This window comes from Paenarthrobacter sp. NPDC092416 (genome assembly GCF_044755025.1).
Classification (GTDB): domain Bacteria; phylum Actinomycetota; class Actinomycetes; order Actinomycetales; family Micrococcaceae; genus Arthrobacter.
Map to the genome: position 1 here is coordinate 75,729 of NZ_JBIVQG010000003.1, position 26,344 is coordinate 102,072.

The 26,344-nt window shown below is 62.9% G+C and carries 27 protein-coding genes; 11 read left to right on the forward strand and 16 right to left on the reverse strand.

Going from position 1 to position 26,344, the window contains the following annotated elements; genetic code table 11:
• Positions 1-137: 137 nt before the first annotated feature.
• The gene (locus tag ACIQC5_RS08085) at positions 138-3,101 is read right to left on the reverse strand and encodes an exo-alpha-sialidase (protein ID WP_400280293.1); all 2,964 of its coding nucleotides are present in this window, start codon (positions 3,099-3,101) and stop codon (positions 138-140) included.
• A 257-nt stretch (positions 3,102-3,358) separates the two neighbouring features.
• Here ACIQC5_RS08085 and ACIQC5_RS08090 point away from each other — a divergent pair, with 257 nt between their 5' ends.
• On the forward strand, positions 3,359-4,306 hold the full coding sequence (locus ACIQC5_RS08090) for an NAD(P)-dependent oxidoreductase (RefSeq protein ID WP_400280295.1): 948 nt from the start codon (positions 3,359-3,361) through the stop codon (positions 4,304-4,306).
• 133 nt (positions 4,307-4,439) lie between these two features.
• On the opposite strand, the gene ACIQC5_RS08095 is transcribed toward ACIQC5_RS08090, so the two are convergent.
• Both ACIQC5_RS08095 and ACIQC5_RS08100 read right to left on the reverse strand, forming a co-directional pair.
• Entirely contained in the window at positions 4,440-4,730 is a 291-nt protein-coding gene (locus tag ACIQC5_RS08095; RefSeq protein WP_400280297.1) for a DUF1540 domain-containing protein, read from the reverse strand.
• Between the two features lie 161 nt (positions 4,731-4,891).
• On the reverse strand, positions 4,892-5,077 hold the full coding sequence (locus ACIQC5_RS08100) for a hypothetical protein (protein ID WP_400280299.1): 186 nt from the start codon (positions 5,075-5,077) through the stop codon (positions 4,892-4,894).
• A gap of 317 nt (positions 5,078-5,394) precedes the next feature.
• Here ACIQC5_RS08100 and purS point away from each other — a divergent pair, with 317 nt between their 5' ends.
• The 3 genes from purS to purL are packed head-to-tail and all read left to right on the forward strand — an operon-like array spanning position 5,395 to position 8,727.
• Positions 5,395-5,646, forward strand: a complete 252-nt coding sequence (purS, locus tag ACIQC5_RS08105) for a phosphoribosylformylglycinamidine synthase subunit PurS (RefSeq protein WP_028265707.1) — start codon at positions 5,395-5,397, stop codon at positions 5,644-5,646.
• 1 nt (position 5,647) lies between these two features.
• Positions 5,648-6,421, forward strand: coding sequence for a phosphoribosylformylglycinamidine synthase subunit PurQ (gene purQ, locus ACIQC5_RS08110; protein ID WP_400280302.1), 774 nt, complete (start codon positions 5,648-5,650; stop codon positions 6,419-6,421).
• Entirely contained in the window at positions 6,418-8,727 is a 2,310-nt protein-coding gene (gene purL, locus ACIQC5_RS08115; protein WP_400280304.1) for a phosphoribosylformylglycinamidine synthase subunit PurL, read from the forward strand. Before purQ ends, purL begins: the two co-directional genes overlap by 4 nt.
• 79 nt (positions 8,728-8,806) lie before the next feature.
• On the opposite strand, the gene ACIQC5_RS08120 is transcribed toward purL, so the two are convergent.
• Genes ACIQC5_RS08120 through ACIQC5_RS08130 form a run of 3 tightly spaced genes read right to left on the reverse strand, consistent with a single transcriptional unit; the run spans position 8,807 to position 11,795 of the window.
• Complete coding sequence (locus tag ACIQC5_RS08120) at positions 8,807-10,090, reverse strand: putative bifunctional diguanylate cyclase/phosphodiesterase (RefSeq protein ID WP_400280306.1); 1,284 nt, start codon at positions 10,088-10,090, stop codon at positions 8,807-8,809.
• Complete coding sequence (locus ACIQC5_RS08125) at positions 10,087-10,620, reverse strand: hypothetical protein (protein ID WP_400280308.1); 534 nt, start codon at positions 10,618-10,620, stop codon at positions 10,087-10,089. The genes ACIQC5_RS08120 and ACIQC5_RS08125 overlap by 4 nt, the downstream gene beginning before the upstream one ends.
• Positions 10,617-11,795, reverse strand: a complete 1,179-nt coding sequence (locus tag ACIQC5_RS08130) for a diguanylate cyclase (protein ID WP_400280310.1) — start codon at positions 11,793-11,795, stop codon at positions 10,617-10,619. The genes ACIQC5_RS08125 and ACIQC5_RS08130 overlap by 4 nt, the downstream gene beginning before the upstream one ends.
• Before the next feature lie 316 nt (positions 11,796-12,111).
• Here ACIQC5_RS08130 and ACIQC5_RS08135 point away from each other — a divergent pair, with 316 nt between their 5' ends.
• Positions 12,112-12,405: a DUF503 domain-containing protein gene (locus ACIQC5_RS08135; RefSeq protein WP_400280312.1), complete on the forward strand. Its 294-nt coding sequence runs from the start codon at positions 12,112-12,114 to the stop codon at positions 12,403-12,405.
• Between the two features lie 9 nt (positions 12,406-12,414).
• On the opposite strand, the gene ACIQC5_RS08140 is transcribed toward ACIQC5_RS08135, so the two are convergent.
• Positions 12,415-13,053, reverse strand: a complete 639-nt coding sequence (locus tag ACIQC5_RS08140; RefSeq protein ID WP_400280314.1) for a GntR family transcriptional regulator — start codon at positions 13,051-13,053, stop codon at positions 12,415-12,417.
• Between the two features lie 215 nt (positions 13,054-13,268).
• Here ACIQC5_RS08140 and ACIQC5_RS08145 point away from each other — a divergent pair, with 215 nt between their 5' ends.
• The 6 genes from ACIQC5_RS08145 to ACIQC5_RS08170 are packed head-to-tail and all read left to right on the forward strand — an operon-like array spanning position 13,269 to position 18,548.
• Positions 13,269-14,612, forward strand: coding sequence for an MFS transporter (locus ACIQC5_RS08145; protein ID WP_400280316.1), 1,344 nt, complete (start codon positions 13,269-13,271; stop codon positions 14,610-14,612).
• 31 nt (positions 14,613-14,643) lie between these two features.
• Positions 14,644-15,438 (forward strand): carbon-nitrogen family hydrolase, encoded by a 795-nt coding sequence (locus ACIQC5_RS08150; RefSeq protein ID WP_400280318.1) that lies wholly within the window; start codon positions 14,644-14,646, stop codon positions 15,436-15,438.
• Between the two features lie 54 nt (positions 15,439-15,492).
• The gene (locus ACIQC5_RS08155) at positions 15,493-16,179 is read left to right on the forward strand and encodes a DUF2848 family protein (protein ID WP_400280320.1); all 687 of its coding nucleotides are present in this window, start codon (positions 15,493-15,495) and stop codon (positions 16,177-16,179) included.
• Complete coding sequence (locus ACIQC5_RS08160) at positions 16,176-17,648, forward strand: 4-hydroxyphenylacetate 3-hydroxylase family protein (RefSeq protein WP_400280322.1); 1,473 nt, start codon at positions 16,176-16,178, stop codon at positions 17,646-17,648. Before ACIQC5_RS08155 ends, ACIQC5_RS08160 begins: the two co-directional genes overlap by 4 nt.
• Before the next feature lie 2 nt (positions 17,649-17,650).
• Positions 17,651-18,022 carry a cupin domain-containing protein gene (locus ACIQC5_RS08165; protein WP_400280324.1) on the forward strand — a complete coding sequence of 124 codons (372 nt, stop codon included), beginning with the start codon at positions 17,651-17,653 and terminating at the stop codon, positions 18,020-18,022.
• 1 nt (position 18,023) lies between these two features.
• A complete protein-coding gene (locus ACIQC5_RS08170) occupies positions 18,024-18,548 on the forward strand; it encodes a flavin reductase family protein (RefSeq protein WP_400280326.1) in 525 nt (174 codons plus the stop codon).
• 80 nt (positions 18,549-18,628) lie between these two features.
• On the opposite strand, the gene ACIQC5_RS08175 is transcribed toward ACIQC5_RS08170, so the two are convergent.
• The 9 genes from ACIQC5_RS08175 to ACIQC5_RS08215 form a co-directional block, all read right to left on the reverse strand.
• Positions 18,629-19,522, reverse strand: coding sequence for a carbohydrate ABC transporter permease (locus tag ACIQC5_RS08175; RefSeq protein WP_400280328.1), 894 nt, complete (start codon positions 19,520-19,522; stop codon positions 18,629-18,631).
• Positions 19,522-20,538 (reverse strand): carbohydrate ABC transporter permease, encoded by a 1,017-nt coding sequence (locus ACIQC5_RS08180; protein ID WP_400280330.1) that lies wholly within the window; start codon positions 20,536-20,538, stop codon positions 19,522-19,524. The genes ACIQC5_RS08175 and ACIQC5_RS08180 overlap by 1 nt, the downstream gene beginning before the upstream one ends.
• A gap of 5 nt (positions 20,539-20,543) precedes the next feature.
• Positions 20,544-21,953 (reverse strand): N-acetylglucosamine/diacetylchitobiose ABC transporter substrate-binding protein, encoded by a 1,410-nt coding sequence (ngcE, locus tag ACIQC5_RS08185; protein WP_400280332.1) that lies wholly within the window; start codon positions 21,951-21,953, stop codon positions 20,544-20,546.
• Positions 21,954-22,129: 176 nt separating this feature from the next.
• Positions 22,130-22,756 (reverse strand): hypothetical protein, encoded by a 627-nt coding sequence (locus tag ACIQC5_RS08190; RefSeq protein WP_400280334.1) that lies wholly within the window; start codon positions 22,754-22,756, stop codon positions 22,130-22,132.
• 109 nt (positions 22,757-22,865) lie between these two features.
• The gene (locus ACIQC5_RS08195; RefSeq protein WP_400280336.1) at positions 22,866-23,276 is read right to left on the reverse strand and encodes an MmcQ/YjbR family DNA-binding protein; all 411 of its coding nucleotides are present in this window, start codon (positions 23,274-23,276) and stop codon (positions 22,866-22,868) included.
• A 28-nt stretch (positions 23,277-23,304) separates the two neighbouring features.
• Positions 23,305-24,180: a polysaccharide deacetylase family protein gene (locus tag ACIQC5_RS08200; RefSeq protein WP_400280338.1), complete on the reverse strand. Its 876-nt coding sequence runs from the start codon at positions 24,178-24,180 to the stop codon at positions 23,305-23,307.
• Positions 24,181-24,252: 72 nt separating this feature from the next.
• Positions 24,253-24,678, reverse strand: coding sequence for a CoA-binding protein (locus ACIQC5_RS08205; protein WP_400280340.1), 426 nt, complete (start codon positions 24,676-24,678; stop codon positions 24,253-24,255).
• A gap of 76 nt (positions 24,679-24,754) precedes the next feature.
• Positions 24,755-25,546: a hypothetical protein gene (locus tag ACIQC5_RS08210; RefSeq protein WP_400280342.1), complete on the reverse strand. Its 792-nt coding sequence runs from the start codon at positions 25,544-25,546 to the stop codon at positions 24,755-24,757.
• The gene (locus ACIQC5_RS08215) at positions 25,543-26,097 is read right to left on the reverse strand and encodes an RNA polymerase sigma factor (RefSeq protein ID WP_400280344.1); all 555 of its coding nucleotides are present in this window, start codon (positions 26,095-26,097) and stop codon (positions 25,543-25,545) included. Before ACIQC5_RS08215 ends, ACIQC5_RS08210 begins: the two co-directional genes overlap by 4 nt.
• Positions 26,098-26,344 lie beyond the last annotated feature (247 nt).

The window sequence follows — 26,344 nt, forward strand, 5'->3', positions numbered from 1 at the left end:
CAGAGCGATAGCAAATTACGACATACAGCACATTTTGGGAAATTTGTCTTGTCACGGGAGTCCGGACGCGTCACACAATAAAAAGCAGCGGGCCGCAGGAATGTCCTGCGGCCCGCTGCCAAATGTTGCTCTTACAACTAACTGTTGTCGCCCTTCGGGGTCACCTGCAGGCGGTCAAAGGAGACCTGCAGACCGTCCTTGTCCAGGACAACAACATCGTCCCGGCCGTTCTTCACGTCCGAGGGCAGGATGAACTCCAGGGTGTTCTCTGTGGAGGGGAAGATCCAGCCGACGCGGAAGCTGGTCTTGTTCAAATACACGTAGTACCAATCGCCGTATTCCAAGCCCTTCAGGGTGACCTTCTGGCCGTTGCGGTACTTGTCCGCGGCGCCCAGATCGAAGGGGGCCGTTTGGCCGTCAAGGTCCTGGACTGTCAGAACAGGCTCGGCGCCCGGTTGCGCCGGCTGGACTGTGAGCGCCAACGGATCACCGTCTACGGACGCACTGACGTGCTTGGAGCCATTGCTGGCGGTTGCCTCGAAAGACACCGCACCGACGGTGCCCGAAGCGACATCGGCAGCCGTCAGCACGTGAACGCGTGTGGCCGTTGCAGTGCCACCCACGGGCAGGGCCGTTTCCGTAATACCGGTGGTGGGTGCGTCCAGCCCGGTCAGTGCCACATTTCCCGCGTTGCCCACGGTGTAGGTGTACGCGACGGGATCACCGGCACTGGCGAACCGGTCGCCGTCAGCGTCTGCCCATTCCGCCGACACCGTCCCTTCAAGCTTCGGCTCCCGTACCTTCAGGTCCACCTCACCACCGTCGATCCCGTAGCTCCTGGTGCTCTGGCCTGCCGAGCTGACGTCCCAGGTGGTCTTGGGAACGAAGAATCCCTGCTCCGCCTCTTCTGCTGTGACCGTGTGGCGCGGAGTGGCGCACTGGTAGCTCTGCCCGGCCGGCAAGGAGAGGTACCGGCAGTTGCCTGGCCCCTCCGGCACGAACGGGCTGAAGTTGCCGGCCGTCGGGACCACCTTTTCCACCAACGGGCTGGGGTTCTTCACCGTGAAGGTATAAGGGACCAGCTCACCCGCCGCGTAGGGCTGGGTTGCGAGGTCACGGCCGACGTCGGCACGCGCCCCGCTGATCTCAGCGGCCACGAGGCCGTCACGCAAGGCCACCGCAGCGCCGGCGAACGCGACGGTTTTGGTGAGTGACGGCGTCGAACTGGCGGTGATGCTGAAGGTCGCCTCCGGCACGAAGTACCCGCGTTCGATATCTGCCGCGGTGATCACATGCTTGGCGGTGGTGCAGTTGTAGCTGGCGCCGGCAGCCAGGTTGTTGAACCGGCAGTTGGGGGCCGACGGCGGCAGGAAGCCGGAGTCGAACGTTCCGGAAACGGGGACCGCGTTGGCTGTCACGTTTGCCGTGCTCTTGACGTTGAACGAGTAGTTCAGCACTTCTCCCACTTGATACGGGCTGGCGACGACGTCGCGCGCCGGGGCGGTCCCGGCAATGGTGAGTCCCACCTGCGGGGCCACGGGCACGGTGGCGGTGAAGGTGAACTGCGCGACCCGGCCATCCGCCGTCGTCAACGCAGCGTTAAGGTTCTGCGGACCGCTGGCGTTCGCGGGTGCTGTCAAGGCCACATTGACGGTCACCGAGGCGCCGGGGGCGACGTCGGGAACCGGCACCGTGGTGGCGGACCAGCCGCTCGGGGTGTAGACGGTGGCGTTGGCGCCCGAAATCGTGGTGGCTTCCTGGTTGGTGACAGTAACGGCGACCTGCTGCGTGGCGCCGGGAGCCGTGGTGACGGCAGGGACGGACAAGGGTGCACAGACGTAGTTCAGCCAGGCGTCGTCGAACGTCGCGAAAGGCATGTTGTCCGTGTAGTTGCCCTCGTAGAGGACGCCGAACTTGCCCTCTTCCATGCGGGTCACCGTGGAGTAGGCAGAGAAGCCCGAACGGATGGTGCGGACACCGGGCCAGGTGGCGCCGTCGTCGCAGGAAACGCGGGCCGAGACGTTTTCGCGGCCGGTCTTGGAGTTGGCATTGGTGAAAATGAGCTTCTTGGCGTCGGCCGAGCCCTGCGCAGCGTTGGGGAACATTCGGGCAATGGCTCCGTTGTTGGCGGGGTCCGGGAGTTCCGTGTCCTGCGTGACCGGCCCGTAGGTGTCGCCGCCGTCGGCGGAAACGGCCACCTTTCGGTAGCCCTGATTCGCGTTGTCACGGGAGTTGAGCAGAACGCGGCCGTCGGAGAGTTCAACGGTCTTGTTCTCGTCCATGCGGTCACCCACGTTGGCCCCCTTGTGCCACGTGGCGCCGTGGTCGTCGGAGTAGACGCTGTAGGCCTGGATCTTATTGGTGCCATCGGCCTGGCGGACGTCACCGGCGTACTGCTGGATCAGCCTGCCTTTGTACTGGCCGTACTTGAGCTGGATGCCCTCGCCGGAGGAGGCAAAGTTGGAGCGGACGTCGCCGGCAACCGGGCTGGTTTTGCTCGTGCCTGGCTTGGTGACGTTGGTGATGAGCCGCGGTTGGCTCCACGTGATGCCGCCATCCGAGGATTCGATGACTGCCGACGAGATGACGGTCCTGTCGGCGTCGTCGTTGCCGAACTGGCTGCCGCCGAAGCCCTGGTCCTTGGAGTAGACGAAGAGCGCAAAGACCTTGCCCGCCTCAGCGTCGTAGATGTAGGAGGGGTCGCTGTAGCCATACTTTGGGCCGCTGGCATCGGCTACGTGTCCCGCGGCGATGACCTGAACCGGGCCCCAGGTCTGGCCTCCGTCAGTGCTTCGGCGCTGGACGATCGAGTTCGGGTTGGGGGCGTCAGCGGCTGACCCAGGACGGCCGTCCCATGCAGCCAGCACCACGTTGTTGCCCAAGTACGTCAGGGCCGGGATCCGGTAGAAGAAGTTGGCAGCTGTGCGGTCGGCCCCGATATTGGCTTCGGTAAAGGTGCCCGGCGCGGCGGCCGGGTTGCTGGGTGGGATCGGCGCGGCCATGGCTGGCAGTCCCATGCCGGCCAGGAGTCCCAGGCTGAGTGCGCCGGTGGCCGCGATGCGGGCGAGCGATGGTGCAGGGGGTATGGATCTCAAATCCATTGTCCTTTCGAATCGACTCCGAGATGGCAGTTCGCACCCCCAAGCTCAGGAATGCGTGCGAAATGCCATCTCGCGGGGTGTTGAGGGCAGGAATTAACGCAGCGAAGCAGCTTGTGTTACGTGCCACGTCGAACGTCCTACCACCATAGGGTGTTCGCCGTCACATTGCTAGGGGTGACGTCCAAGGCGCACGGGCCCTTAGCGAACCGCTAGTCTCATGCACGTACGGCAAACCCCTTTTCAGTGACGGAGCTGCAGTGAAAATCCTCGTCCCCCACACCGTGGAGCTTGACCTTTCGAACTCGGGTGAAGAGGTGCTCGTCTACCAGGTGGACCAGCCGATCCCGGACGAGCACGTGGACGCTGAGGTCCTGGTGGTCTGGCGGAACACCGCAGAAAACCTGGCCGACGCTGCCAGCCGGATGCAGCAGCTCAAGCTCGTTCAAACGCTGGCGGCCGGTCCCGACTCCGTGCTCGCCGCCGGATTCGCCGGCGACGTCGCCATCACGTCCGGCCGTTCCCTTCACGATGGTCCGGTAGCCGAGCATGCGCTGGCCCTGGTACTGGCAGCCGTGCGTCGCCTTGATGTCCTGCTGGAAGCCCAGAAAACCTCCACGTGGGACAGCGCCTACAATTCAGCGCAGTCGGCACCTGCCACCGAGGGTCTTTACACCCTCGACGCCGCCAACGTCACCATTTGGGGTTTTGGCTCCATTGCCGCCCGATTGGCTCCCCTGCTGACTGCATTGGGGGCGAAGGTCACGGGCGTAGCCAACTCCGCCGGCGAGCGCTACGGATTCCCGGTTGTTTCAGCCGATGAGTTGCCCTCCGTGCTGGCCGGTACCGATGTGCTGATTTCGATCCTCCCGGCCACGGACGAGACCACGAATGCCCTCAGCGATGAACTTCTGCGGGCCCTTCCCGCCACGGCCATTTTCGTGAACGTGGGACGCGGAGCGACTGTGGACGAGGACGCCCTGTTCTCAGCCCTCGAGGAAGGCCGGCTGCGTGTGGCCGCGCTTGACGTCACCAAGGAGGAGCCCCTCCCCTCCGACTCCCGGCTCTGGAACGCGCCGAACCTGATCATCACACCGCACGTTGCAGGCAACAGGCCCAAGGGATCTGCGGCATTGGTGCTCGCCAACCTGGCCGCGCTGAACGAGGGACGCCCCCTGACGAATCTCGTGGCGCGCCGACCCAACTAAGTAGCAGCAGTGCGCGTTTTGAGCGCTCAAAACGCGCTTAACTGCGACTCAGTTGGGAGGGGTGGGCACGAAAAAGCGGGCACCCCCTGGTGTGAGGGAGTGCCCGCTTGGTCTAAGTCGGCGTGCTCGTAGGTCAGGCGTGCTCGTAGGTCAGGCAGTCGGCTGCTTCTGCGCCGGGACCAACCTTGACGTCATGGGCCTCGCACATGAGGTTGTTGTTGTGGACGCACTCGGAGCGCTGGCAAGCACCAACGTGTGCCAAGACCTTGGGAAGGCCGCCCATTGCAGTGGTATCGATGAAGGTAGCGCAGGATGCGTGATCCGTGGTTCCGCCAATGGTGATCCCGAAGGCGGTGCAACCGTTGTGGTTGAATCCGCAAGTGCCAACGCTACAGGCGGATACTTCGGCAACGTGTTCGGTCATTGTTCCTCCTGGTTTGGATCCTGAATGGGCCGCTGGGCTGAGCCCCGCTTGTCCTTCCAAGCTACGCCGTAACCGGGCCGTTTAACCCGATTGAATAGCGCATTTGTATATGCCCTAATCCGCGCCGATTCGCGGAAAAACGGCACTTTGGAAGTTAGGCCTTACTTGCTTGGGGTGCGCAGCGCATCACTGATCTTGGCGCGCGTTTCGGCATCAAGCGGAACGGTCACACGATTGTCCCTCGCAGCCCTGTCAGCTTTGATTTTCCGGATGACCATCTGTCCCAATCCCGCAAAGACGGCTGCGACCACAACGCCCAGCACCATCGATTTCGGTTTCTCAGCCATGCGGCCATCCTAGTGACGCCCGCCACGCCCGGCCAGTGTCGGCGTCGAGCAATGCCCAATGCCGCCGTCGTGCGTTCAAAACGCGCCATTTTGGCGCGAATCGGCGGGGGCTCCTCGCGGAACGGCGCTGAATAGGGTATGCGCGCCGCAATCGGTAGAATGGGGTTGCAAGCTCGCGGAGCGCCCCCATGCCGATTGAAACCGTGTTAGAAAACTCTGTACTGAACACTGTTTGAGCGCGGTCGAACGGCGTGAGACGGCATCCTCCGCGGCAGCCTTATTTAAGGTTCACCCAACTCACGCACAGGAGTTACCGGATGCCCCGGATCGTCGTCGACGTCATGCCCAAGCCCGAGATTCTGGACCCCCAGGGGAAAGCAATCGTGGGTGCACTGCCCCGCCTCGGCTTCACCAGCTTCAGCGCAGTCCGCCAGGGCAAGCGCTTCGAACTGACCGTTGACGGCGAGGTGACCGACGCCATCCTGGCCCAGGCCCGCGAAGCCGCCGAAACCCTGCTGTCCAACCCCGTGATCGAGGACGTCGTCAACGTCGAGGTCGTCGAGGCCTGACATGACTTCACTCCCCCTGATTGGCGAGGCCGTCGCCGTCGCCACCGAGCCCCGCTTAGCCGGCGCCAAGATCGGCGTCGTGACCTTCCCCGGTACCCTTGACGACCGCGACGCCGCCCGTGCAGTGCGGCTTGCAGGCGCCACGGCGGTGCCGCTCTGGCACGCAGACTCCGAACTGGGAGATGTTGACGCAGTCATCATCCCCGGCGGATTCTCCTACGGTGACTACCTCCGCGCCGGCGCCATTTCGCGTTTCGCTCCGTTGATGTCCAAGATCATCGACGCCGCCAACTCCGAGGCAAAGCTCCCGGTCCTGGGTATTTGCAACGGCTTCCAGATCCTGACCGAGTCGCACTTGCTGCCCGGTTCCATGATCAAGAACGATCACCTGAAGTTCATCTGCCGGGACCAGGTCCTGCGCGTGGAGAACGCCAACACTGCGTGGACCTTGGACTACCAGAACGGCCAGGAAATCACTGTGCCGCTGAAGAACCAGGACGGCCAGTACATCGCGGACGAGAAAACGCTGGATGCCCTTGAGGCTGAAGGCCGCGTGGTGTTCCGCTACGTGGGCTTCAACCCGAACGGCTCCCGCCGCGACATCGCCGGCATCTCCAACGCCGCCGGTAACGTGGTTGGCCTCATGCCGCACCCCGAGCACGCGGTTGAGGTCGGTTTCGGCCCCGAGTCGCTGGACGGCATCGGCGGCACGGACACCGACGGCCTGGGCTTCTTCACCTCCGTATTGAACAAGATTGTGGGAGGCGACAAGTGACCACGGAAACTACCAAGAAGTTCAACATCGACACCGTTGAGCACGCTGCCAAGACCCCGGACACGGAACTCCCGTGGGCCGAGCTGGGCCTGAAGCAGAACGAGTTCGACGAGATCGTCAAGGTCCTGGGCCGCCGCCCCACCGGCGCCGAGCTGGCCATGTACTCCGTCATGTGGAGCGAGCACTGCTCCTACAAGTCCTCCAAGAACCACCTCCGCCAGTTCGGCGAGAAGGTCACCGAGGAAATGAAGAAGGACATGCTGGTGGGCATCGGCGAGAACGCCGGCGTCACCAACCTTGGCGACGGCTGGGCCGTGACGTTCAAGATCGAGTCCCATAACTCGCCGTCGTTCGTTGAGCCGTACCAGGGTGCCGCTACCGGCATCGGCGGTATTGTCCGCGACATCATCTCCATGGGCGCCCGCCCGGTTGCCGTGATGGACCCGTTGCGCTTCGGCGCGATCGACCACCCGGACACAGCCCGCGTCATGCACGGTGCTGTTGCCGGCATCGGCGGCTACGGCAACTGCCTCGGCCTGCCGAACATCGGCGGCGAAATGGTCTTCGACTCCGTCTACCAGGGCAACCCGCTGGTGAACGCCCTGGCCGTGGGCGTCATGCGCCACGAGGACATCCGCCTGGCCAACGCATCCGGCAAGGGCAACAAGGTTGTCCTCTTCGGTGCCCGCACCGGTGGCGATGGCATCGGCGGCGCCTCGGTTCTGGCCTCTGAGTCCTTCGATGACACCAAGCCGTCCAAGCGCCCGGCCGTCCAGGTGGGCGACCCGTTCGCTGAGAAGGTGCTCATCGAGTGCTGCCTCGAACTCTTCAAGGGTTCGCTGGTTGAAGGCATCCAGGACCTCGGCGCCGCAGGTATTTCCTGTGCCACGTCCGAGCTCGCTTCCAACGGCGACGGCGGCATGGAGGTCGAACTGACCTCCGTCCTGCTGCGCGACCCCACGCTGACTCCGGGCGAGATCCTCATGTCCGAGTCGCAGGAACGCATGATGGCCGTGGTCACCCCGGAGAACATCGAAGCTTTCGAAGCTGTGATGGACAAGTGGGCTGTGGAGTACTCCTGGTTGGGTGAAGTCACCGACACCGGTCGCCTCATCATCACCTGGGAAGGCGACGTAATTGTCGACGTCGATCCCCGCACCGTAGCGCACGACGGCCCGGTCTACGACCGTCCGTTCGCCCGCCCGGAATGGCAGGACTCGGTCCAGGCCAACACGTTCACCGGATCTGTTGAAGATGCCGGCCGCCCGTCCGCTCCCTCGGAGCTGGCTGCAGCTGTCACCGAACTGGTCGCGTCGCCGAACATGTGCAGCAAGTCCTGGATCACCAACCAGTACGACCGCTACGTGGGCGGCAACACCGCCATGGCTTTCCCCGACGACGCCGGCGTGGTCCGCGTTGACGAGGAATCCGGTTTGGGCGTTGCCCTGGCCACCGATGCCAACGGCCGCTACACCTACCTTGAGCCGTACCAGGGTGCACAACTGGCTCTGGCTGAGGCCTACCGCAACGTCGCCACCTCCGGCGCTGTTCCGATGGCCGTCAGTGACTGCCTGAACTTCGGCTCCCCCGAGGACCCGGACGTCATGTGGCAGCTCGCCGAAGCCATCCGTGGTTTGTCAGACGCCTGCATGGAGCTCGGCATCCCGGTGACAGGCGGCAACGTCTCCCTGTACAACCAGACCGGCACCACGCCGATCCACCCCTCCCCCGTGGTGGCAGTCCTGGGCAAGCTCGACGACGTCGCACGCCGCACGCCGTCGGGTTGGCGCGAAGACGGCCAGGCCATCTACCTGCTGGGCACCACCGCAGCAGAGCTGGACGGCTCGGAGTGGTCCAACCTGCGCGGACACCTGGGTGGCTTGCCGCCGAACGTTGACCTCGCAGCCGAGCGTGCACTGGGCGAGATCCTCATCAACGCTTCGCGCGACGGCATGATCGACGCCGCACACGACCTCTCCGAAGGTGGCCTCGCAGCTGCACTGGTTGAGTCCTCGCTGCGTTACGGCGTCGGTGCCCGCATCGCGCTGGAAGAGCTGCTGGAGCGCGACGGCGTTGACCTGTTCACCGCACTGTTCTCCGAGACCCAGGCACGTGCCATTGTGTCCGTTCCCCGGTCCGAGGAAGTCCGCTTCAAGGACATGTGCACCGCCCGCGGCTTCGCCCACCTCCGGATCGGCGTGGTTGACGCTGCCGGTGGAAAGCTGGAGATCAACGGCGTGGACGAGTTGTCCTTGGACGCGCTCCGCGAAGCACACGAAGGTACCCTGCCGAAGTACTTCGGCTAGTCGTTCCTCAAGCAACGCGGGGTCACTTGCGGCCCATAAATCCCCTCGGGATGGGCCGTAGGTGACCCCGCGTTGCCTGTTAAACCAGCCAGAACCGCTGCCGTGCCAAAGTCGCCGTGAATTCCTGCGCGGGAACAGGCCTGCCAAAGTAGTAGCCCTGCCCGGTGGTACACCCGATGCTCCTGAGCGCCGCGGCCTGCTCCGCGGTTTCGACGCCCTCCCAAATTCCGTCCAGGCCGCATGCCCGGATGAGCTGAAGAATGGCTGCGACCACTGCAAGCTGGGACGGGTCCTCGCCAAGCTCGCGGACGAACTGCCGATCCACCTTCACCCGGTCCACGGGCAGTTTCCTGAGGTACCCCATGGACGAATATCCGGTGCCGAAGTCGTCGATCTCCAGGCCCACGCCCAACCGTCTCAGGCTCATCAGCGTGTAGCGGTCCAGCTCATCGTTCTGAATGATGGCACTCTCAGTGAGCTCGAGGATCAGGGACTCGGGGGCCAATCCGGACGCGGCAAGTGCCTCCCGGACATCGTCAACGAACGCCAGACTTTGCAGGTCCGCGGCGGAGACATTGATTTGCATGGTGAAATCGTGATGCACGGTAGCGGGATCCTGCCGCCATCGACGCAGTTGTTCCACTGACTCACGCAGAACCCATCGGCCAAGCTCCGCAATCAGACCGCTTTCTTCGGCGATGGGAATGAACCGGTCCGGCATGATCAGGCCGTGCTCGGGGTGCTTCCACCGAACCAAAGCTTCGGTTCCTTCGAGCCGTCCCGTGGCCAACTCGATGATCGGCTGGTAATACAGAACCAGCTGATCGCCCGCGATGGCCTCACGAAGCTCAGCCACCATCTGGCGATGCAGCTGACGCTCGTGGAGCGTGGCCGGATCGAACGTCTTGAGCTTGTTCCGGCCTTCATTCCTGGACGCTTCCATGGCCATATCGGCCTCCAGCAGAAGGTCCTCCGCGCTGTGGTGCGGTTCGGCAGCCCGCAACCCCATGCTGACCCCACACCGAACGCCCCCCGTCCCGACGTCGACGGTCGGTTCGAGTGCCGCCAGGATCTGGTGCCCGACGGCGGTGGCCCGGGAGAGAGGCGTGGCGGGCAACAGGACAGCGAATTCGTCGCCGCCGAGGCGAGCTACGACGTCGTGGGTCCGGACGGCTGACTTGATGCGGTCACCGACGGTGACCAGGACGCGGTCCGCGGCTGCATGGCCGACCGAATTCTTGATGTCTTTGAATCCCTCAAGGCTCAACAGCAGCAGCGTGGCGGGCATGGAGCCTTCAGTAGTGGCGGCCTGGGCTTCGGTGACAGCATCCAGCAAGGCTGCGAGGTCGCCCAAACCGGTCAAGACTCCCCTAGGCGGCGCAGGCCCTGATCGTTCACTGCGCTGGGCTTGGCCGTTGGGTTGCGCCGTTCGTCGAGGAAGAGCCTGTAGGAGGCGATGTCCGTCTTTCCCTCCCCGGCGCCGGTGTTCCCCGCCCGGTACACGTGGGGTATCCACGAACCGCCGAGAATGGCCCGGACCCAGGCATCGCACTCATCCAGCGGCAGCGGAGCACGGGTGCCGGTGTTCCGGCGGTGACCGGCTATGGAGACCGTGATGCAACTGCCAAGCAGCCCGCTGTCCGCTGTGAACCACGCAAGTCCTTCGACGTCTGCGACGATCGTCAGGTTGGCATTACCGTCTTCGAGGGACTGGACCGGACCCAGCCGAACCGAGCGACGGTCGGCATTGGGCACATGGGCACTTGCGGAATGGTGCCCGGTTTCCCGGAAGGGACTGGCGTGGCGCTGGGGACCGGTCAGATTCCGGCGGAACTCTGTAAGTTCCACGTTGTGCTGGACCTGGATCCTCGACGTGAGCTCGTTGACATTCATTTTCCTGCCTCATCCGGGATAGGTTCCGCCGCGAGGCGGTTTGCTCCAACAATTCGGTTTCTGCCTTGGGCTTTGGCGCTGTAAAGAGCTGCGTCCGCCACTTCGATCATGGCTGCCAGGTCCGTGACGTCCGGGTTGCTGGACGTAACGCCGTAGCTGATGGTGGGGAAAGGGAAGCCCCCTGGGCCCTCAAGCGAGGCCATGCGACGACTGATTTCGGCCGCGATACTCTCGGCCCTTTCCTGTGTGGCCCCGGGGAGGAAAAGGATGAACTCTTCCCCGCCATACCTTCCGATGAGGTCCGTTGACCGGACGGAGGCTGTGCAGGAGTCCGCGAAGGCCTTCAATGCGGCGTCGCCTGCCGGGTGGCCGTACTTGTCATTGATCGCTTTGAAGTGGTCCAGGTCCGCCAGCATCAGCGCCACAACGGTCTCCGAGCTGCGGAGCCGCTTCACTTCGCTGCCTGCGAGCTCCAGGAAAGTGCCACGGTTCAGCAGTCCAGTCAGATGGTCGCTGGTGGCCCGTTCCTTGAGCCCCTTGATCAGTTGGTCGCTGGTCAGTGCAGTCATACTGAAGGACACGGTCACCAGCAGCACCAAGGACACCAGGCCCGCCGGGGCTGGACCGAAGTACGTCCTGAATGCCGGGCTGGAGGGTCCCTCCATGAAGTAGACACCCCAACGGCAAAGGTAATAGGCCGCCAGAAGGCCGGCTGCAGCGGCCAGCGCCTTGTGCATTTGCGAGTGGGCTGACTTGATGAACCAGAGTTCCCATGCGGCCAAGGCGATGCCCAAGGTCATCATGCCCAAGTAGACGAAGCCGCCGGACCAGACGTTGACTGCCGGCGCCTCAACCGCGGACGCCACGGCGGTAACCAGGGGTGCTGCTGCCAACTGCAAGGGGGTTGCCTTCAGGTCGCGCAGGGTTCTGGCGCCCGCCCACACACTGAATGCCCCGGAAACTACCAGCACGTTGCCCAGCGGGTTTGCCCAGACCTGTGCTTCGGTGCCATTGAGAAGAAAAGCGCAGTTGCCCGTGAAGAACAGCATCAACGCGACGCTCCACCACCCTGCGTAGGGTGAGCGCGTCCGCTGGAACGATGCCCAAAAGAGGAAGAGGAGTGTCAGGGTGACCACGCCGAGGGCCACTCTCACCGAAAACGAATCGAGCACCATTGTTCGCTCCTCACCAAAGGCCCAAGCTGAATGTCAGCATGTCAGGGTCCTGATCGGAGGTTTTCCGGTTCTTTTGCAGGACATCCCGGAGAGATTGTAGAGCGCGCAGTGGAGACGGGCGGCGCGCGACACCTTGTGGTGAGCCATCGCGCTGCGGTGAGCCATCGCGCTCAAGGAAGCGACTGGAACGGATTCGTATCATGCCGCTGCTCCTCCCTGGCTGCTGCACATCCGGGTTGTTCTCCCAGTTTGCCCAGCGGTGCTCAACCTGCGTGCGGCATTGGCTCAAGATTGGCTCAAGACACAGAATGGGGTCATGTGGATCGGCTGGATCGAATTCGACGTCCTCCTGGGCGATGTCCATAGCCTCAAGGAGAAGCGCTCCATCGTGCGGCCCCTCGTGGCTGAGCTCAAACGGCGATTCGATGTCTCGGCCGCCGAGACTGGCCTTCAGGACCAGCACCGACGCGCCTTGCTGGGTGCTGCGCTCGTGGCGCCTGACCGCGCGCACCTGATTGACGTGCTCGACGCCGTTGAACGGTTCGTGGCTGCCAGGCCGGAGCTTGAGCTGCTGAGTGCCCGGCAGCGGGAGCTGCACAGCGAGGACTAGCGGAGTCGGCTAATAACCGATGACTGCTTGGCGGGTCGATTCCAGATGGGCGTCGATGGCCTGGTGGGCAGCCTCGACACTGCGGCTGCGGAGGGCGTCAACAATCAGTTGGTGTTCGCGGAGCACGTCGCCTGCGCGGTCGGTTCCCTGGCTGACGGCTTTGACACCGATTCGGAGTTGCTTTTGCCGGAGTGAGGCGTAGAAATCGGCAAGGACGGGGTTGCCGCCGGCGCGCACCATCAGGGTATGGAATTCGGTGTCCAACTCGATGAACCGTGCGGGATCGTCCTTGGCTTGGTGCTGCTGGTCAATGATCGCCTGGAACGCGTCGATCCGGCTGTCCAGCGGTTCCGTTGACGATACTGCCCACTTCTCCACCACAGCGCGGGCCTGGAGGATGGCCCGGACATCGGGGTCTGAAATGGGCGGAACGTAGGCCCCTTTGTGGGGAATCCGCTTGACGAATCCTTCCGCTTCCAGCCGGAGGAGGGCTTCACGGACGGGAGTACGGGATGTGCCCGTGGTCTTGGCGAGAACGGCCTCGTTGAGAAAGGTTTCCTCTTCCCGCGGCAAAGCGGCGATGTAGCTTTTCATCCACTGGTAGGCCACTTCAGGCTGCGACTGGGCAGTGGGATTCATCTGGATCATGGAGAGCCTTTCTCGCGCTAGCCCAGTATACGAGTTGCATTCAGGATGTCGCGGACCATTTCAAGAATCTTTCGTTAAATATAGACAGGTTGTATACAACCCGTCTACAGTGTTGTTCAGTGACTCCGCTCACGCATTGGAACCCCTCAATTTCTTGGGAGACCCCGCCGCCCGATTCGCCGGAAAGCATCTCCCAACCGCAAAGGATCCCCACAATGACCGATTTGAAGAAAGCAGAACTGAGGCAGCAGAAGCACTCCAGCCTGCCCGTGGTGGCTGCTTCGAGCCTGGCCGGCACGGCCGTCGAATGGTACGACTTCTTTCTCTACGGCACTGCCGCAGCATTGGTTTTCAACAAGCTCTACTTCCCCACCGACGATCCCCTGGTTGGCACCATGCTGGCCCTGGGCACGTTCGCCGCAGGGTTCCTGGCCCGCCCTCTCGGCGCGATCGTGCTGGGGCACCTCGGCGACAAGCACGGCCGACGCGCCACGCTGGTGGCAAGCCTCATGCTCATGGGCGTAGCTACGGCCCTGATCGCCTTCATTCCCGCTTACGCAGCGATCGGCGTCGCAGCACCGTTGCTGCTCCTGTTCCTGCGGTTGGTCCAGGGATTTGCCTTGGGCGGCGAATGGGGCGGAGCCGTCCTTCTCGTATCCGAACACAGCAACGACAGTGCACGGCGGGCTTTCTGGGCGTCGTGGCCCAACATGGGCCCACCACTGGGCAACCTGATGGCCGCCGGCGTTCTGGCAATCCTGGCCGCCACCATGCCCGAAAGCGAGTTCCTCGCCTGGGGCTGGCGCATTGCGTTTGGCCTGTCCGCATTGCTGGTGATCATTGGTCTGGTCCTGCGCCTCTACGTGCAGGAAACCCCGCTGTTCAAGGAAGCACAGCGTAAGCGCGAGGCTGACTCCTCCCACGAACGGAAGATGCCCCTCACCATCTTGTTCCGTCGCAACTGGCGCGAAATCCTCATTGCCACGGGCAGCCGCATGGGTGAAAACGCAGGCTTCTACATCTACTCGCTGTTCATCATCACCTACGTCACCCAGATCATGGGCCTGCAACGGCAGACCGGGCTTACCGCCGTCATGATCGGCCAAGGCGTCGCCGTTGTCGCCATTCCCATCCTGGCCCTCTACGCGGACCGCGTTGGCCGGAAGCCGATCATGATCGGCGCCTCCATAGCCACCGTCATCTGGGCCTTCGCGTTCTTCGCACTCCTGAACACCGGCCAGACCTGGGGCATCATCGCCGCCGCTGTGGGAGGCCTGCTGATCTTCGCAGCGTACAGCTCAGTGATCGGCGCTTTCTTCTCAGAGTTGTTCCCCACGGATGTCCGCTACACGGGAACCTCCGTTGCCTACAACCTGGCCTCCCTCATTGCAGGCTCGCTGTCCCCGATCATCGCTTTGGCCCTCTACAGCGCTTTTGGCACCGGCTATGCGATCGGCATCTACCTGGCGGGCATGGGCCTGATCTCCATGGTCTCGGTGATGTTCGCCAAGGAAACCAAGGGCCTGCGGCTCAGCGACCTGGACGAACCCACACCGTAAATTGCCGCATCACTGAAAGTAAGGAACACGCATGAAAATCGCACTCGTCCAGGTGGCCAGCCCGGACTCCGAATCCCGCGAAGACCGGATTAATCGGGTCGAAGCCATCCTCCGCGGAATCAACGGCGCCGAATTGATCGTCCTCCCCGAACTGTGGAGCGCCGGCTACTTCCACTTCGATGAGTACGAAGCACTGGCGGAGACTCTCAGTGGTCCCACGGTGTCCATGTGCTCCCGGGTGGCAGCAGACCTGGGTGTCTACCTGCACGTGGGCAGCATCATTGAGGCCGGCCAGGACGGCCAGCTCAGCAACACCTCCATCCTGTTGGGACCGGACGGCAACGTGGTCCACACATACCGCAAGATCCACGTGTTCGGCTACAAATCCAAGGAGGCCAGCCTGCTCACGGCAGGTTCGTCATTGCCCGTGGTCCGCCTGCCGTTCGGGGCCGTTGCCGGCATCACCTGCTACGACCTCCGCTTCCCCGGGCTGTGGATGGAACTGAGTACCCGCGGCGCCGGGATCGTGATCGTTCCAGCAGCGTGGCCCGCAGCCCGCAGGGAACACTGGCGCCTGCTCACCACCGCCCGCGCCCTGGAGCACCAGATTTTCGTGATCGCCTGCAACGCCGCCGGCAGTCAGGAAGGCGTGGAACTCGGTGGCCACAGCCGGGTAGTGGACCCCACCGGCAAGGTCCTGGCCGAAGCGGACTCCGGAGAAGCCGTACTGATGGTGGATATCGATCCGCAGCAGGTGGAGGCCGTCCGCGAAGAGTTCCCGGTGATCGGTGACCGCCTCGCGGCCTACGACACCCTCACCGTTTGAAAACGCTGACTGTTTGAACACCCAGGCCAACTGAAACCCAGACCAGGAGACGGAATGGAAACAACAAGACAAGTCCCACTGACCTTCACGGTGGTGGGCACCCACAAGACCATCGTGGTCTCGGATTTCCACGGCGTCGTGGCCGGCTACACGGGCCGGGATCCGAAGGCAGTGCAGCACCACATCGATGAGCTCGCCGCCATTGGCGTAGCTCCGCCACCGGAGGTTCCCATGTTCTACCGGATGGACTCGGACCTGTTCGAGACCTCCGGCGAACACGACACGGGTTACAACCTGACCTCAGGCGAAATCGAGCCTTTGTACATCCGCCACGACGGCAAGTACTACCTCGGCATCGGCTCGGACCACACGGACCGCGACATTGAAGCGCAGGACATTGGCGATTCCAAGCGGGCTTGCCCCAAACCCGTCTCCAGTGAGGTGATCGCCGTCGAATCCTTGGAGAACCTCGACCTCGATGAGTGCACCGCACGCTCGTGGGTGGACGGCGAGCTGTACCAGGAAGGCTCGCTGAGCGGCCTGCGCAAGCCGGCAGACGTCGTCGAGCGTCTTTTGGCTCGGACCGGCATCGGTGACGCTGACTTCATGTGCCTCGGGGGCACGCTTCCGCTGCTGAAGGGAAAGTTCGTGGACGGAAGTACCTGGAAGATGGAGCTCTCATTCCCGGATGGGACGACAATCGAACATAACTACAAAATCAAGAAAGGCTCACTTCGATGAGAACCGGTAAGCAGTATTTGAAGTCCCTGAACGACGGCCGGACGGTGATCCTCGACGGCGAGGTAGTCGGCAACGTCCTGGAACACCCGGCTTTCGCCAAGGTTGCCCAGACCATGTCCGAGCTGTTCGACATCGCAGCCGATCCCGCGAACGGCATGCAGTTCCACTCGGAGGAGATCGACGGACCAGCCAACCGCACGTTCGCCGCTCCCCGCACCCAGGAAGAACTCGTCCTGCGTCGCCACGCAATCGAGAAGTGGGCCAAGCACACGCACGGCTGGGTGGGCCGCAGCCCTGACCACGTCGGTACCTTCTTTGCAGCCTTCGGATCCCACGCGGATGTCTTCAAGAACGACGAGAGGGACTTCGCCGGCAACGTGGAGCGGTACTACAAGAAAATCCTGTCGGAAAACCTGTACCTGTCCTACGCGATCATTCCCCCGCAGGTTTCCCGCGCAACCACAGCGTCCGGGTGGGAGGGCGAATACCTGCAGGTCGGCGTCGTGCGTGAAACCGAGGAGGGCATCATTGTCCGCGGTTCGCAGATGCTCGCCACAGGTGCCGCGATCGCCGACGAAGTCTTCGTCACCTGCATCAAGCCACTGGGCCCGGACGACGTCGACTTTGCCGTCAGCTTCGCCATCCCGGTGGCTACCGACGGCCTGAAGCTCTACTGCCGCCGCCCGTTTGCACCGGCCGCGACCAGCGATTTCGATTACCCGCTCACCAGCCACTACGACGAGCCCGACGCGCTGGTGGTCTTTGACGACGTGCTCATCCCGTGGGATCGAGTCTTCATCAACCGGAACATCGACACCCTCCGCCGCCAGTTCTTCGACACCGGCGCCCACGCCCTGGGCAACTGGCAGGCCCAGATCCGGTTCTCCACCAAGCTGAAGTTCATCGCGTCCGTGGCCCGCAAGGTCACTCAGGTGAACGGCACCGACAAGATCCCCGGTGTGCAGGAAAAGCTCGGCGAACTCGCCGCAATCGTGCAGTCCGTTGAGTCCGCAGTCCTCGCTGCGGAGTACACGGCAACCACCGACGACGCCGGCATGGTGGTTCCGGGGAAGAGCGCACTTTACGGGGCCATGGGTCTGCAGTCGGAGACGTACCCGCGCGTGATTTCGATCCTTCGCGACCTCGTGGGTGGCGGCGTCCTGCAGTTGCCGTCCAGCATCGCCGATATGACCAGCAGCGTGACCCGTCCGGACATGGAACGCTACGTCCAGTCTCCCGGTGTCGCCAGCGAGGAGCGCGTGAAGCTCTTCAAACTTGCTTGGGACATCATCGGTTCCGAGTTCGCGGGACGCCACCAGCAGTACGAGATGTTCTACGCCGGCGCTCCGTTTGTGGTCCGCGGCGCCTATACCTACCGGAACTACGGCTACGACGCCTTGGTGGCTGAGCTGGACACGTTCCTGGGTTCCTACAGCATCGACGGCAGCACCGAATCGGAGGGGATCTGACCATGGCAAAGCCGGAATTCGAGTTCACCCCCGTATCTTCGGTGGACTTCGCACCCTGCAACCCGCACATCGAGGGCCTGTCCGAGGCCATCCTCGCCCGGGATTCGGACAACGACAGTGTCACCCGAATCCTCAAGTTCGAGCCCGGGACGGACACCTCCCCCAATGGCGTCCTGACGCACGATTTCTGGGAAGAGGTCTTCATTTTCGAGGGCTCGTTTGTGGACCAGCGCCTCGGCAGGACCTTCAAGGCCGGCGACTGGGCAACCCGTCCCCCGGGAATGGAGCACGGCCCATGGGTTTCCGAGAATGGAGCCAAGATGTTTGAGGTCCGGTACTACACCGATTCCGTACCAGCCGAGCGGAGCAACTGACATGAGCCTCGCACCGCTCTTCACCGTCCCCGACGCCATGGGAATGCGCCGCGCCATGGGCCGCTTCCTCACAGGCGTCGCCGTGGTCACCACCAAGCACGAGGATGAGCTCTACGGGATGACCATCAGCTCGCTGACCTCCATCAGCCTGGAGCCGCCCATCCTCATGATCTCGCTGAACTTCGGTACCCGTACAGGCGAGGCACTGATCGAGAGCGGCAAGTTCGCGGTGTCCATCCTCGGCGCCAAGCAGGAGTCGTTGGCGCGGCGGTTCGCGGTGCGCGGCGGGGACCGCTTCGGCGACGCCGAATTCGACATGACGGAGAACGGCCTCCCGGTCATTAAAGGCGCGCTCGCCCAGGCGGACTGCACAGTGGTGCAGCAGTACGACGTCGGAGATCACCAGGTCTTCTTCGGCCAGGTCACCACGTGCCGGGACCGGGACGGCGAAGTGCTCGCGTTCAAGGCTGGCCGCTTCGGCTCGTTCTCCGATTTCGGCCACGCGGAGATTCCTTGGCGGTTCTAACCCCCTCTTAAAGCAACGCGGGGTCACTTACGGCCCATAAATCCTCTTGGGATGGGCTGTAAGTGACCCCGCGTTGCTTGCTACTTGGAGGTTCCCTGTGACACCGAACCCTGCAGCTGGCGCTGGAAGATCACGTAGACGATCAGCACCGGGATGACGGTGACGGTCACTGCTGCGAACAGCGCACCGAAGTCCACGGCGTAACCCATCTGGCCGGCGAAGGCTGCCAGGCCTTGGGACAAGACGCGTGGGCCGGCGGCGTTGATGGACACCGGAATGAGGAACTGGTTCCACAGGCCCAGGAAGTTGAAGATGGCAACCGAAGCGAGGCCCGGCTTGGCCATCGGCAACATGACCTGGAAGAAGGTCCGCCACTCCCCGGCTCCATCGAGAGCCGCTGCTTCAGTGATTTCGTGCGGCAACGTCTTGAAGAAGGAGAACAGGAAGAACACCGTGAACGGGAGCGCAAAGCCCACGTACACCAGGATCAAACCCGGCAGGGTGTTCAGCAGTCCGATGTTCTTCAGGACGAAGAACAACGGCACCATGGCGAGGAAGATCGGGAAGGTCAGCCCTGCGAGCATCAGGTAGTAGATGGCTTTGCTGCCCGGGAAGGTGTAGCGCGCCAGGACGTAGGCACACATGGCACCAAGGACCATGACGATCACCAGCGCCGAACCGACAACGATCACCGAGTTCAGGAAGTAGCTTCCAATGCCGGCCTCGGTCCACGCCTTGACATAGTTGTCGAAGCGCCACACCGATGGCAGGGCGAACGGCGAGGCAAAAATCTCGCTGGACGTCTTGAAGGACGACATGAACGTCCACAGCAGCGGCAGGATCACGATCAGTGACCATATGGTCAGCGCTGTGTGCGAGATTGCGCCCACCACTTTGTCACCGGGTGTGGTGGCCGGGGTGCGCGGTTGGAAGTGCAAGGACTTCCGTTCCGGGGTTACGACTCTTGCAGTCATCAGTTGCTCACATCCTTGTCGCCGCCAGTGAGCCGGTTAACCACGAACACCAGGCCGGAGAAGATCAGGGTAGTAATGGCCAGCACAACGCCCATGGCGCTTGCCAGTCCGAACTGGCCCTTGCTGAAGGCCGTGAAGAACAACTGTTGTGCCATAACCAGCGTGGAGTTGTCCGGGCCGCCACCGGAGTTCAGTGCCGCCATGTAGACGAAGGCGTCCAGGGCCAGGATGCCCATGTAAATGTAGGCGGTCTGGATGTTGTCCCGGATCAGCGGGATGGTGATGGACACCGCGGTACGGAAGCGTCCGGCGCCGTCGATCCTTGCGGCTTCGAACAACTCGGCGGGAATGCCCTTGATGCCGGCGACGAAGAGCACCATGTAGAAGCCAACGAAGCCCCAAACGATCACGAACATGGTGGCGATCATGGCCGTGTTCTTGTCACCCAGCCAGGCAAAGTCCTTGAATTGGTCAAAGCCCAGGCCAGTCAGGATGCCGTTCAGCAGGCCGCCGGAGGGATCGTAGATCTGGCCCCACATGATGCCGATGGCGATTGCGGGAATGGTGTACGGGAAGAACGAGACCACGCGGTAGAAGCTGGAGTTCCGCAGGCCCTTGATCTGGCCTTTGCTGCTTCCGCCAACAGTCACCAAGGTGGCGAGCACCAGGCTCAGGATGATGGTGATGATGGGCAGGAAGATCACCAGGAGGATGTTGTTCCCCATGGCCTTCATGAAGATGTCGTCCGTAAAGATCCGTGTGTAGTTCTCAAAGCCAATGAAATTCGGATTGGGCGAGAACCCGGACCAGTCGGTCAGGGAGTACTGGAACGCTTGGATGAACGGCCAGATCACGAACAAGAGGTAGATCGCCAGGGGAAGTCCAAGGAACACGGCGAAGAAGCTGACCTTGTCCCATGTCAGCGGCTTGCGCCGTCGCCTGACCACCAGCGGTGGAGCCATGGCCGGAACGACGGCGGCCAGGCCGTCGTCGTTCCGGCTCTGCTTTGTTTTCACTACGGTCACTTCACTTCAATCTTCTTGACCGAGCTGTCGTTGCGGACCTTGTCGGTGATGTTCTGAAGGGCGGACGTCAGGGTTGCGACGTCCGACTTGCCGTCCAGGAAGGTGTTCCAGACGACCAGCTGGTCCTTGTTGGTGCCGTAAAGGTCAATGAAGTTCCAGGTGTAGATGTTCTCGCCGGCATCGCCCAGCAGCTTGGTCTGGGACACCAGCGCGGTGGAGCCGAAGCCATCGGCCGGAACAGTGTCCTTGACGATGGTGGGAGCCAACTTGGTCTTGGCGAAGTTCGTTGCGGCTTCCTTGGAGAGCATCACGCGGAGCAGTTCCTTGCCGCCGGCAACGTTCTTGCCTTGGGACGGGACGATGAACGGCTCGCCGGCCGCACTGTGCAGCGACGCATACGGCATCTTGGGGCTGGCGCTGACCGAAGGGACCGGAGCGCCGGTCATGTTGAAGCCGGCCTTGGTCTGGTCCTTCATCTCGTTTTCGATCCACGATCCGGACGGGTAGAACACTGCCTCCTGGGCGTTGCTCCACTGCGCCTGTGCGGCCGTGAACTGGGTGCCGGAACCGCCTGGCTTGAAGAAGCCGGCCTTGACGATCTTGTCCAGGGCGGTGAAGACCGACTGGATGGCCGGGTGCGACCAGCAATCTGCCTTGAGGTTCTCCAAGGACAGACGGACTTCGTCGCCGCCCTCCTTGATGGCAGAGGCGATCGCCATCTCCTGGTAGTACGTGGCGGCTTCCTTGCCCCAGAGGAACAGGTACTTGCCCTTGGCCTTGGCCTGCTCACCCAGCGCGTACAGTTCGTCCCAGGTCTTGGGAACGGTCCAGCCGTTTTCCTTGAGCAGGGAGTCTGAGTACCACATGGCGTAGACCGTGAGGACATAGTTCAGCGCGGCCAGCTTGCCCTCGAAGGTCCCGGGAGCGAGCACGCCCGTGTAGAGGGTGTCCTTGATGACCTTGCCCTCGAGGTTCTTGGCCTCGACAACACTGGTGAGGTCCTCAAGCTGGGCCAGGATGGTACTGAAGCCAATGGACTTGGCACCGGAGTTGTCGATCAGGTCCGGCGGGTTGCCACCGACGAAGCGCGGCTGGAGCTCCTGCGCGATATCCGTGGACGGAGCAATCTTGGCGGTGGAACCCGAGTGGGCCTTTTCGAAAGCCTTGCCCGCGAAATCGACGTAGTCGATGCCGTAGCCGCCCTTGAAGATCACCGCGTCAACGGTTGACTTGTCAGCCATGCCGAACGGGTTGGTATCGGAGACGGTTCCCGTGGGACCGGTGGTAGTGGTGCCACCGCCCGCAGCACAGGAAGCGATGGTTCCGCCCATGGGGACAAGCACCGCTGCTGCGAGTGCTCCGCGCAGGAATCCGCGGCGGCCAAGGGACTGGTGCTGAACGTTCATTTCTAAACCCTCCAGTGACTCGTAGTGTCGACTGTTGCGGCAGGTGGCCGTTCAGTCAGACAGTCTGGGCCGGCGCTCTGGCAGCACCAACCTTCGTGTGACATACTTCACCACGAATGATCGAAAATCAATATTTCTCGGTACTTTCGATCAACATTTGTCAAAGCGTGATCTTTCTAAGGACCCTCGGCAAGGGCCTTCCCACACTCGGTAATCGCTTCCCGGGCAAGGACCCTATCCCGCTCAGTTCCCAGTCGTTCCGCCCATTGTTCGGCCAATTGGAACTCCACGAGGGCCTCGGTGAAGCGGTTTTTACCGTGCAGTAACCAGCCAAGATTTGCGTGCAAAGCAATCATCCACTGCTTGGTTCGCTCATGATGCGCCGTGGAGGCGTATTCGAGGGCACTTCGAGTCCACGTCTCCGCATGTTCAGCATCCGCGAGCGCGAGCATCTGGAGCGCGTCCACGGCCAGGAATTCCTCACCAAGATGGTCCGCGAGCTCGGCCGCCTGCTCGAGCAGCGGAACTGCCATTGCCGCTCGTCCGTCCGCGTTCAAAACCCTGCCGCGCTCCAGGAGGATGCGGACGCCAACGGTTGGCTCGTCGTCGTCGATGTTGTCCAGGAGGGCGTCGGCTTCTTCGAAGCGACCCTGCAAACCGATGGCCCGCCCAAGCTGCGTTGCAAGCTCGGCCCGCTCATCGGCGTCGTAGGTTTCCTCGGTCATGGCTGCGCGGAACACGGCCTCGGACCCCGCCGGGTCGCCGAAGTTCCACAAGTGATCCAGTGTGTCCTGCTCCAGCATCTACCCGCTCCTGATCAGCTCGCAGCTGTGGCCCGTTGGCATGCACTCTCAATCTAGTCCCATGGAAGCGGCCACGGGAGAGGGTGCGAGGGCGTGTCAGAACGGCGTTTCAGGCCTTGGGTTCTTGCGTGAGGCGGGCCCAGCCAAGCTGTTCCTGTTGCTTGCGGCTGAGCGTGGCCACCACCAGGTCATAGGAATCCTCCACCATGTCCCGGACCATGTCGTCGGGCAGGGCACCATCAAGGCGGACGCCGTTCCAGTGGGTCTTGTTCATGTGCCAAGCGCCCGTGATCTCCGGGTGGGCCGCCCTGAGCTGCTCTGCCAGGGCGGGCTCACACTTCAGGCTCACCGACCAGTTGTCAGGATCCATCGCGGAGAGCGCAAACAGCTTGGCCTCGTGTTTGGTCCCACCGGCGACGGCCGCGCGAACCTTGAACACGGAGGTTTCCGGGCCGAACGGGAAGTCCTCGAAGGCACCGGGAAAGCCCAGGCAGATCTCGCGGAGTTGGGAAACGTCCATGCAGCGAGCCTACTGGGGGGCCAAGCGCCTAGGCCACGCCCAAGAAATCCTCCAGCAGCACCACTTCAAGTCCGGCAGCAAGTTGGGCTGCTCGGAATGCTGCGAGGTCCGCGGCGAACTCGGCCCGGAAATGCATCAGCACGATGTCGCCCGGGCGCAGGGAGTTGCCCACCTGGTAGTCCATCTTCCCGGCGTTCGCCTTGGCCTCCCACGTGACGATCGCCTTCATGCCGGCGGCCGCGACAGCCTGGCGCATGGCGTTGGAATAGGCGCCTCCCGGCGGACGGAACAGCGTGGGCCGCCGCCCGTAGTGCTGGAACGCGTACTCTTGCATGCCCACCATGTCGTTGAGCTGCTGCTGGTATCCCCACTGCCGCACCATGTTGATGTTGTGCGTGACCGTGTGGTTTTCCACCAAGCTGCCCTGGGCTTTGAATGCGTCGAAGAACGCGGGGTTGTCGGCGATCGTGTCCCTGGTCAGGAAGAGGCTCGCCGGGTAATCGTACTCGGCCATGAGCTTGACCGACTCCGGCGTTTTGATATTCCCATCGTCGATGGTCAGGAACACCACCGGATGCTTCGTTTCGATCTTGGTGATCACCGGAGCCAGGCCGCCGACGATGGGCGGCAGTTGGTAGTCAGGGATGAAAGTGCGGCGGATCCGCTTGGTGGCTGTGGGCGTTGGAGCCGGAGCAGCGGACGACGGCGGTACCTCTCCCCCGACCGACAGCGCACCGTTCGCTCCGGGCACCCCGGGCGACGCAGACGCCGAAGCGGGCGGCAGCTCCGACGTCGTACCGTCCGGACGGACGCTGGAAGGAGCCGCGCAGGCGCTGAGACCGGCCAAAACCGAGGCCCCCAGGACGCCAAAAGCAGTGCGCCTGCTGGGTGTGGAAACGGGCACCGCAGGATGGTCGCCGCACATGGCTGTCCCCCAAGACTCAAACAATGATTCAGCTGCAGGCTAGCAGAGGAATCACAGTCCGTAGTGCCACCCTTCGCGCGCCGGGCACGCGTTTTCTATGACATCGAGTCCTGCGTCCTTGGCGCGCTTCACGGCGGCGTCGTCAAACACGCCCAGTTGCAGCCACACGGCCTTGGCTCCGACGGCGATTGCTTGGTCGATCACCGCGCCCACGCGATGCGAGTTGACGAAGCATTCCACGACGTCGATCGGGTGCTTTTCCGCGGGAATATCGGCCAAGGACTTGTAGCCCTTCTCTCCGTGAACGTCCTCGCCCTTGAGGTTGATGGGGATGATTTCCATGCCCATCTTGTCCCGGACATACAGCGCGACCTCGTAGGCGGAACGCCATTCGTTGGTGCTGAGACCCACAATGGCCCAAGCACCTTTTGTTCGCATCAATCGCTCAACAAGGGCCGGATCGTTGGCATGCTTCATGCCCCAAGCCTACTCCCACTGCCTTCGCAGCCTACTAGCCGAATTTTCTGCACCAATCGGCGCAGGCACGCGTGCGTCAGTGCTTTAGCCACTGCTTGAGCTTGTCCAGGAGAGCCTGCGATTCCTTGTCAGTCTTCTTGTCAGTCAGTGACGGCAGCGTGCGGGGAGGCTTCTTATGCTCCGTGCCCGGCTTGGCAGCAGCAGGTACGGTCGGCGAAGGCGTGGGCTTGACCTTTGTTGCGTGTTCCGGTTTGACGTCAACGGGCTTGGATGGAGTGACTTGGTCAGCCGTATTCGGCGACGGCTTGGCTGCTGCTTCCTGGGCAGGTGCCCCTGGCTGGGCCGGCATCCCTGGCTGGGCGGGCGTCGCTGGCTCAGCCGGCATATCTGGCTGGGCCGGCACTGCAGCCTCGGCGCTGACCGACAGCTGGGCGTCCTGCGGAACCGCCGCAGGGTCAACGGCGGGTGCCGGCTCGGTGCTGACTTTCGGTGCGTCCGGGGACGGCAGTACCGATGGTGCCGTTTTCCACTGCGGAGCCCAGTTCCCCAGCAGTTGGTCTATGAAGTCGGGGTTCCGGGTAAAACCGGAACTCGCCGCAGCAACGCCACTCACGCCCAGTCCCATGGCAGCAACAACAGCAAAACCCACGACGGCGGTACGGTGCTTGCGCTGCCAGCGGCGCTTGGTGAGCTCATCGTGCGGGCCGGTCAGCATGGCAGCCAACTCCGCGCCGGGAGCGGGTGCCGGAAGCGTGGCGAACGAACCCAGCGAGAGGAGCGCGTGCCGGACGTCGGTCGCGTCAGCGAGATCGGCGTCGAGCAGCAGCTCGTCAACGATCGTCTCGCGTTCACAGTCCCTGGATGTCATGACGACACATATTCCTTTACTGCCGAGTCCTCACGGAGCGTTAATAATGCCCGCCGTTGCAGCTGCTTCACCGCGCCGGCGCTTTTCCCCATGATGCTGGCAACTTGCTCAACCGTCAGGCCGGCCACGATCCGGAGTGTCAGGACCTCGCGCTGGTCCTCACCCACCAAGTCCAGAAGCTTCCGGACCTCGCGCGGCGCCAACAATCCCATGGCTTCCGCTTCCGCTGAGCTCGACTCGCGGGTGTCGCGCTCAGGCTCGAACTCGTGGTGTTCAGGCGTCCGGCTTTGTTTCCTGTGCTCATCCACCATGCGCGCATGGGCTACCGAAAACACGAAGGTCCGGAGTCCGGCTGCACCTCCGCTGATGCCATCCAGCCGGGGCAACACGGCAAGAAAGACATCCTGCGTGACCGCCTCGGGATCTGTGACACCCTTCGCCGTCAGATAGCCAAGAACCGCGCCCGCGTAGGCCTGGTAGACGGCGCTGAACAACTGCGCGTTATTGCCCCGGAGCGCATGCAGCGCTTCATCGGTCAATGCGTCGGTCACAGAAGAGACTTTCGATCGGCAGCAGGTCCGCGGCCCGAGTGAGCCGGGCATCCGCCTTTGCTCGACGGACAACCCCACCTAGGGTATCTGCTCTCATAGCCCACCCCAAGAGACCGCGACCACCCTGCGAAAAGTCTCCGAAAAGAAAGAAGAACCGAGCTGGAACATGATGGGGGACAAATTCCAGCTCGGCCCTTTCAAAGAGGTAATCGTTGGGGTACGCCAAAGGGTTACGCGAGGTACGGAA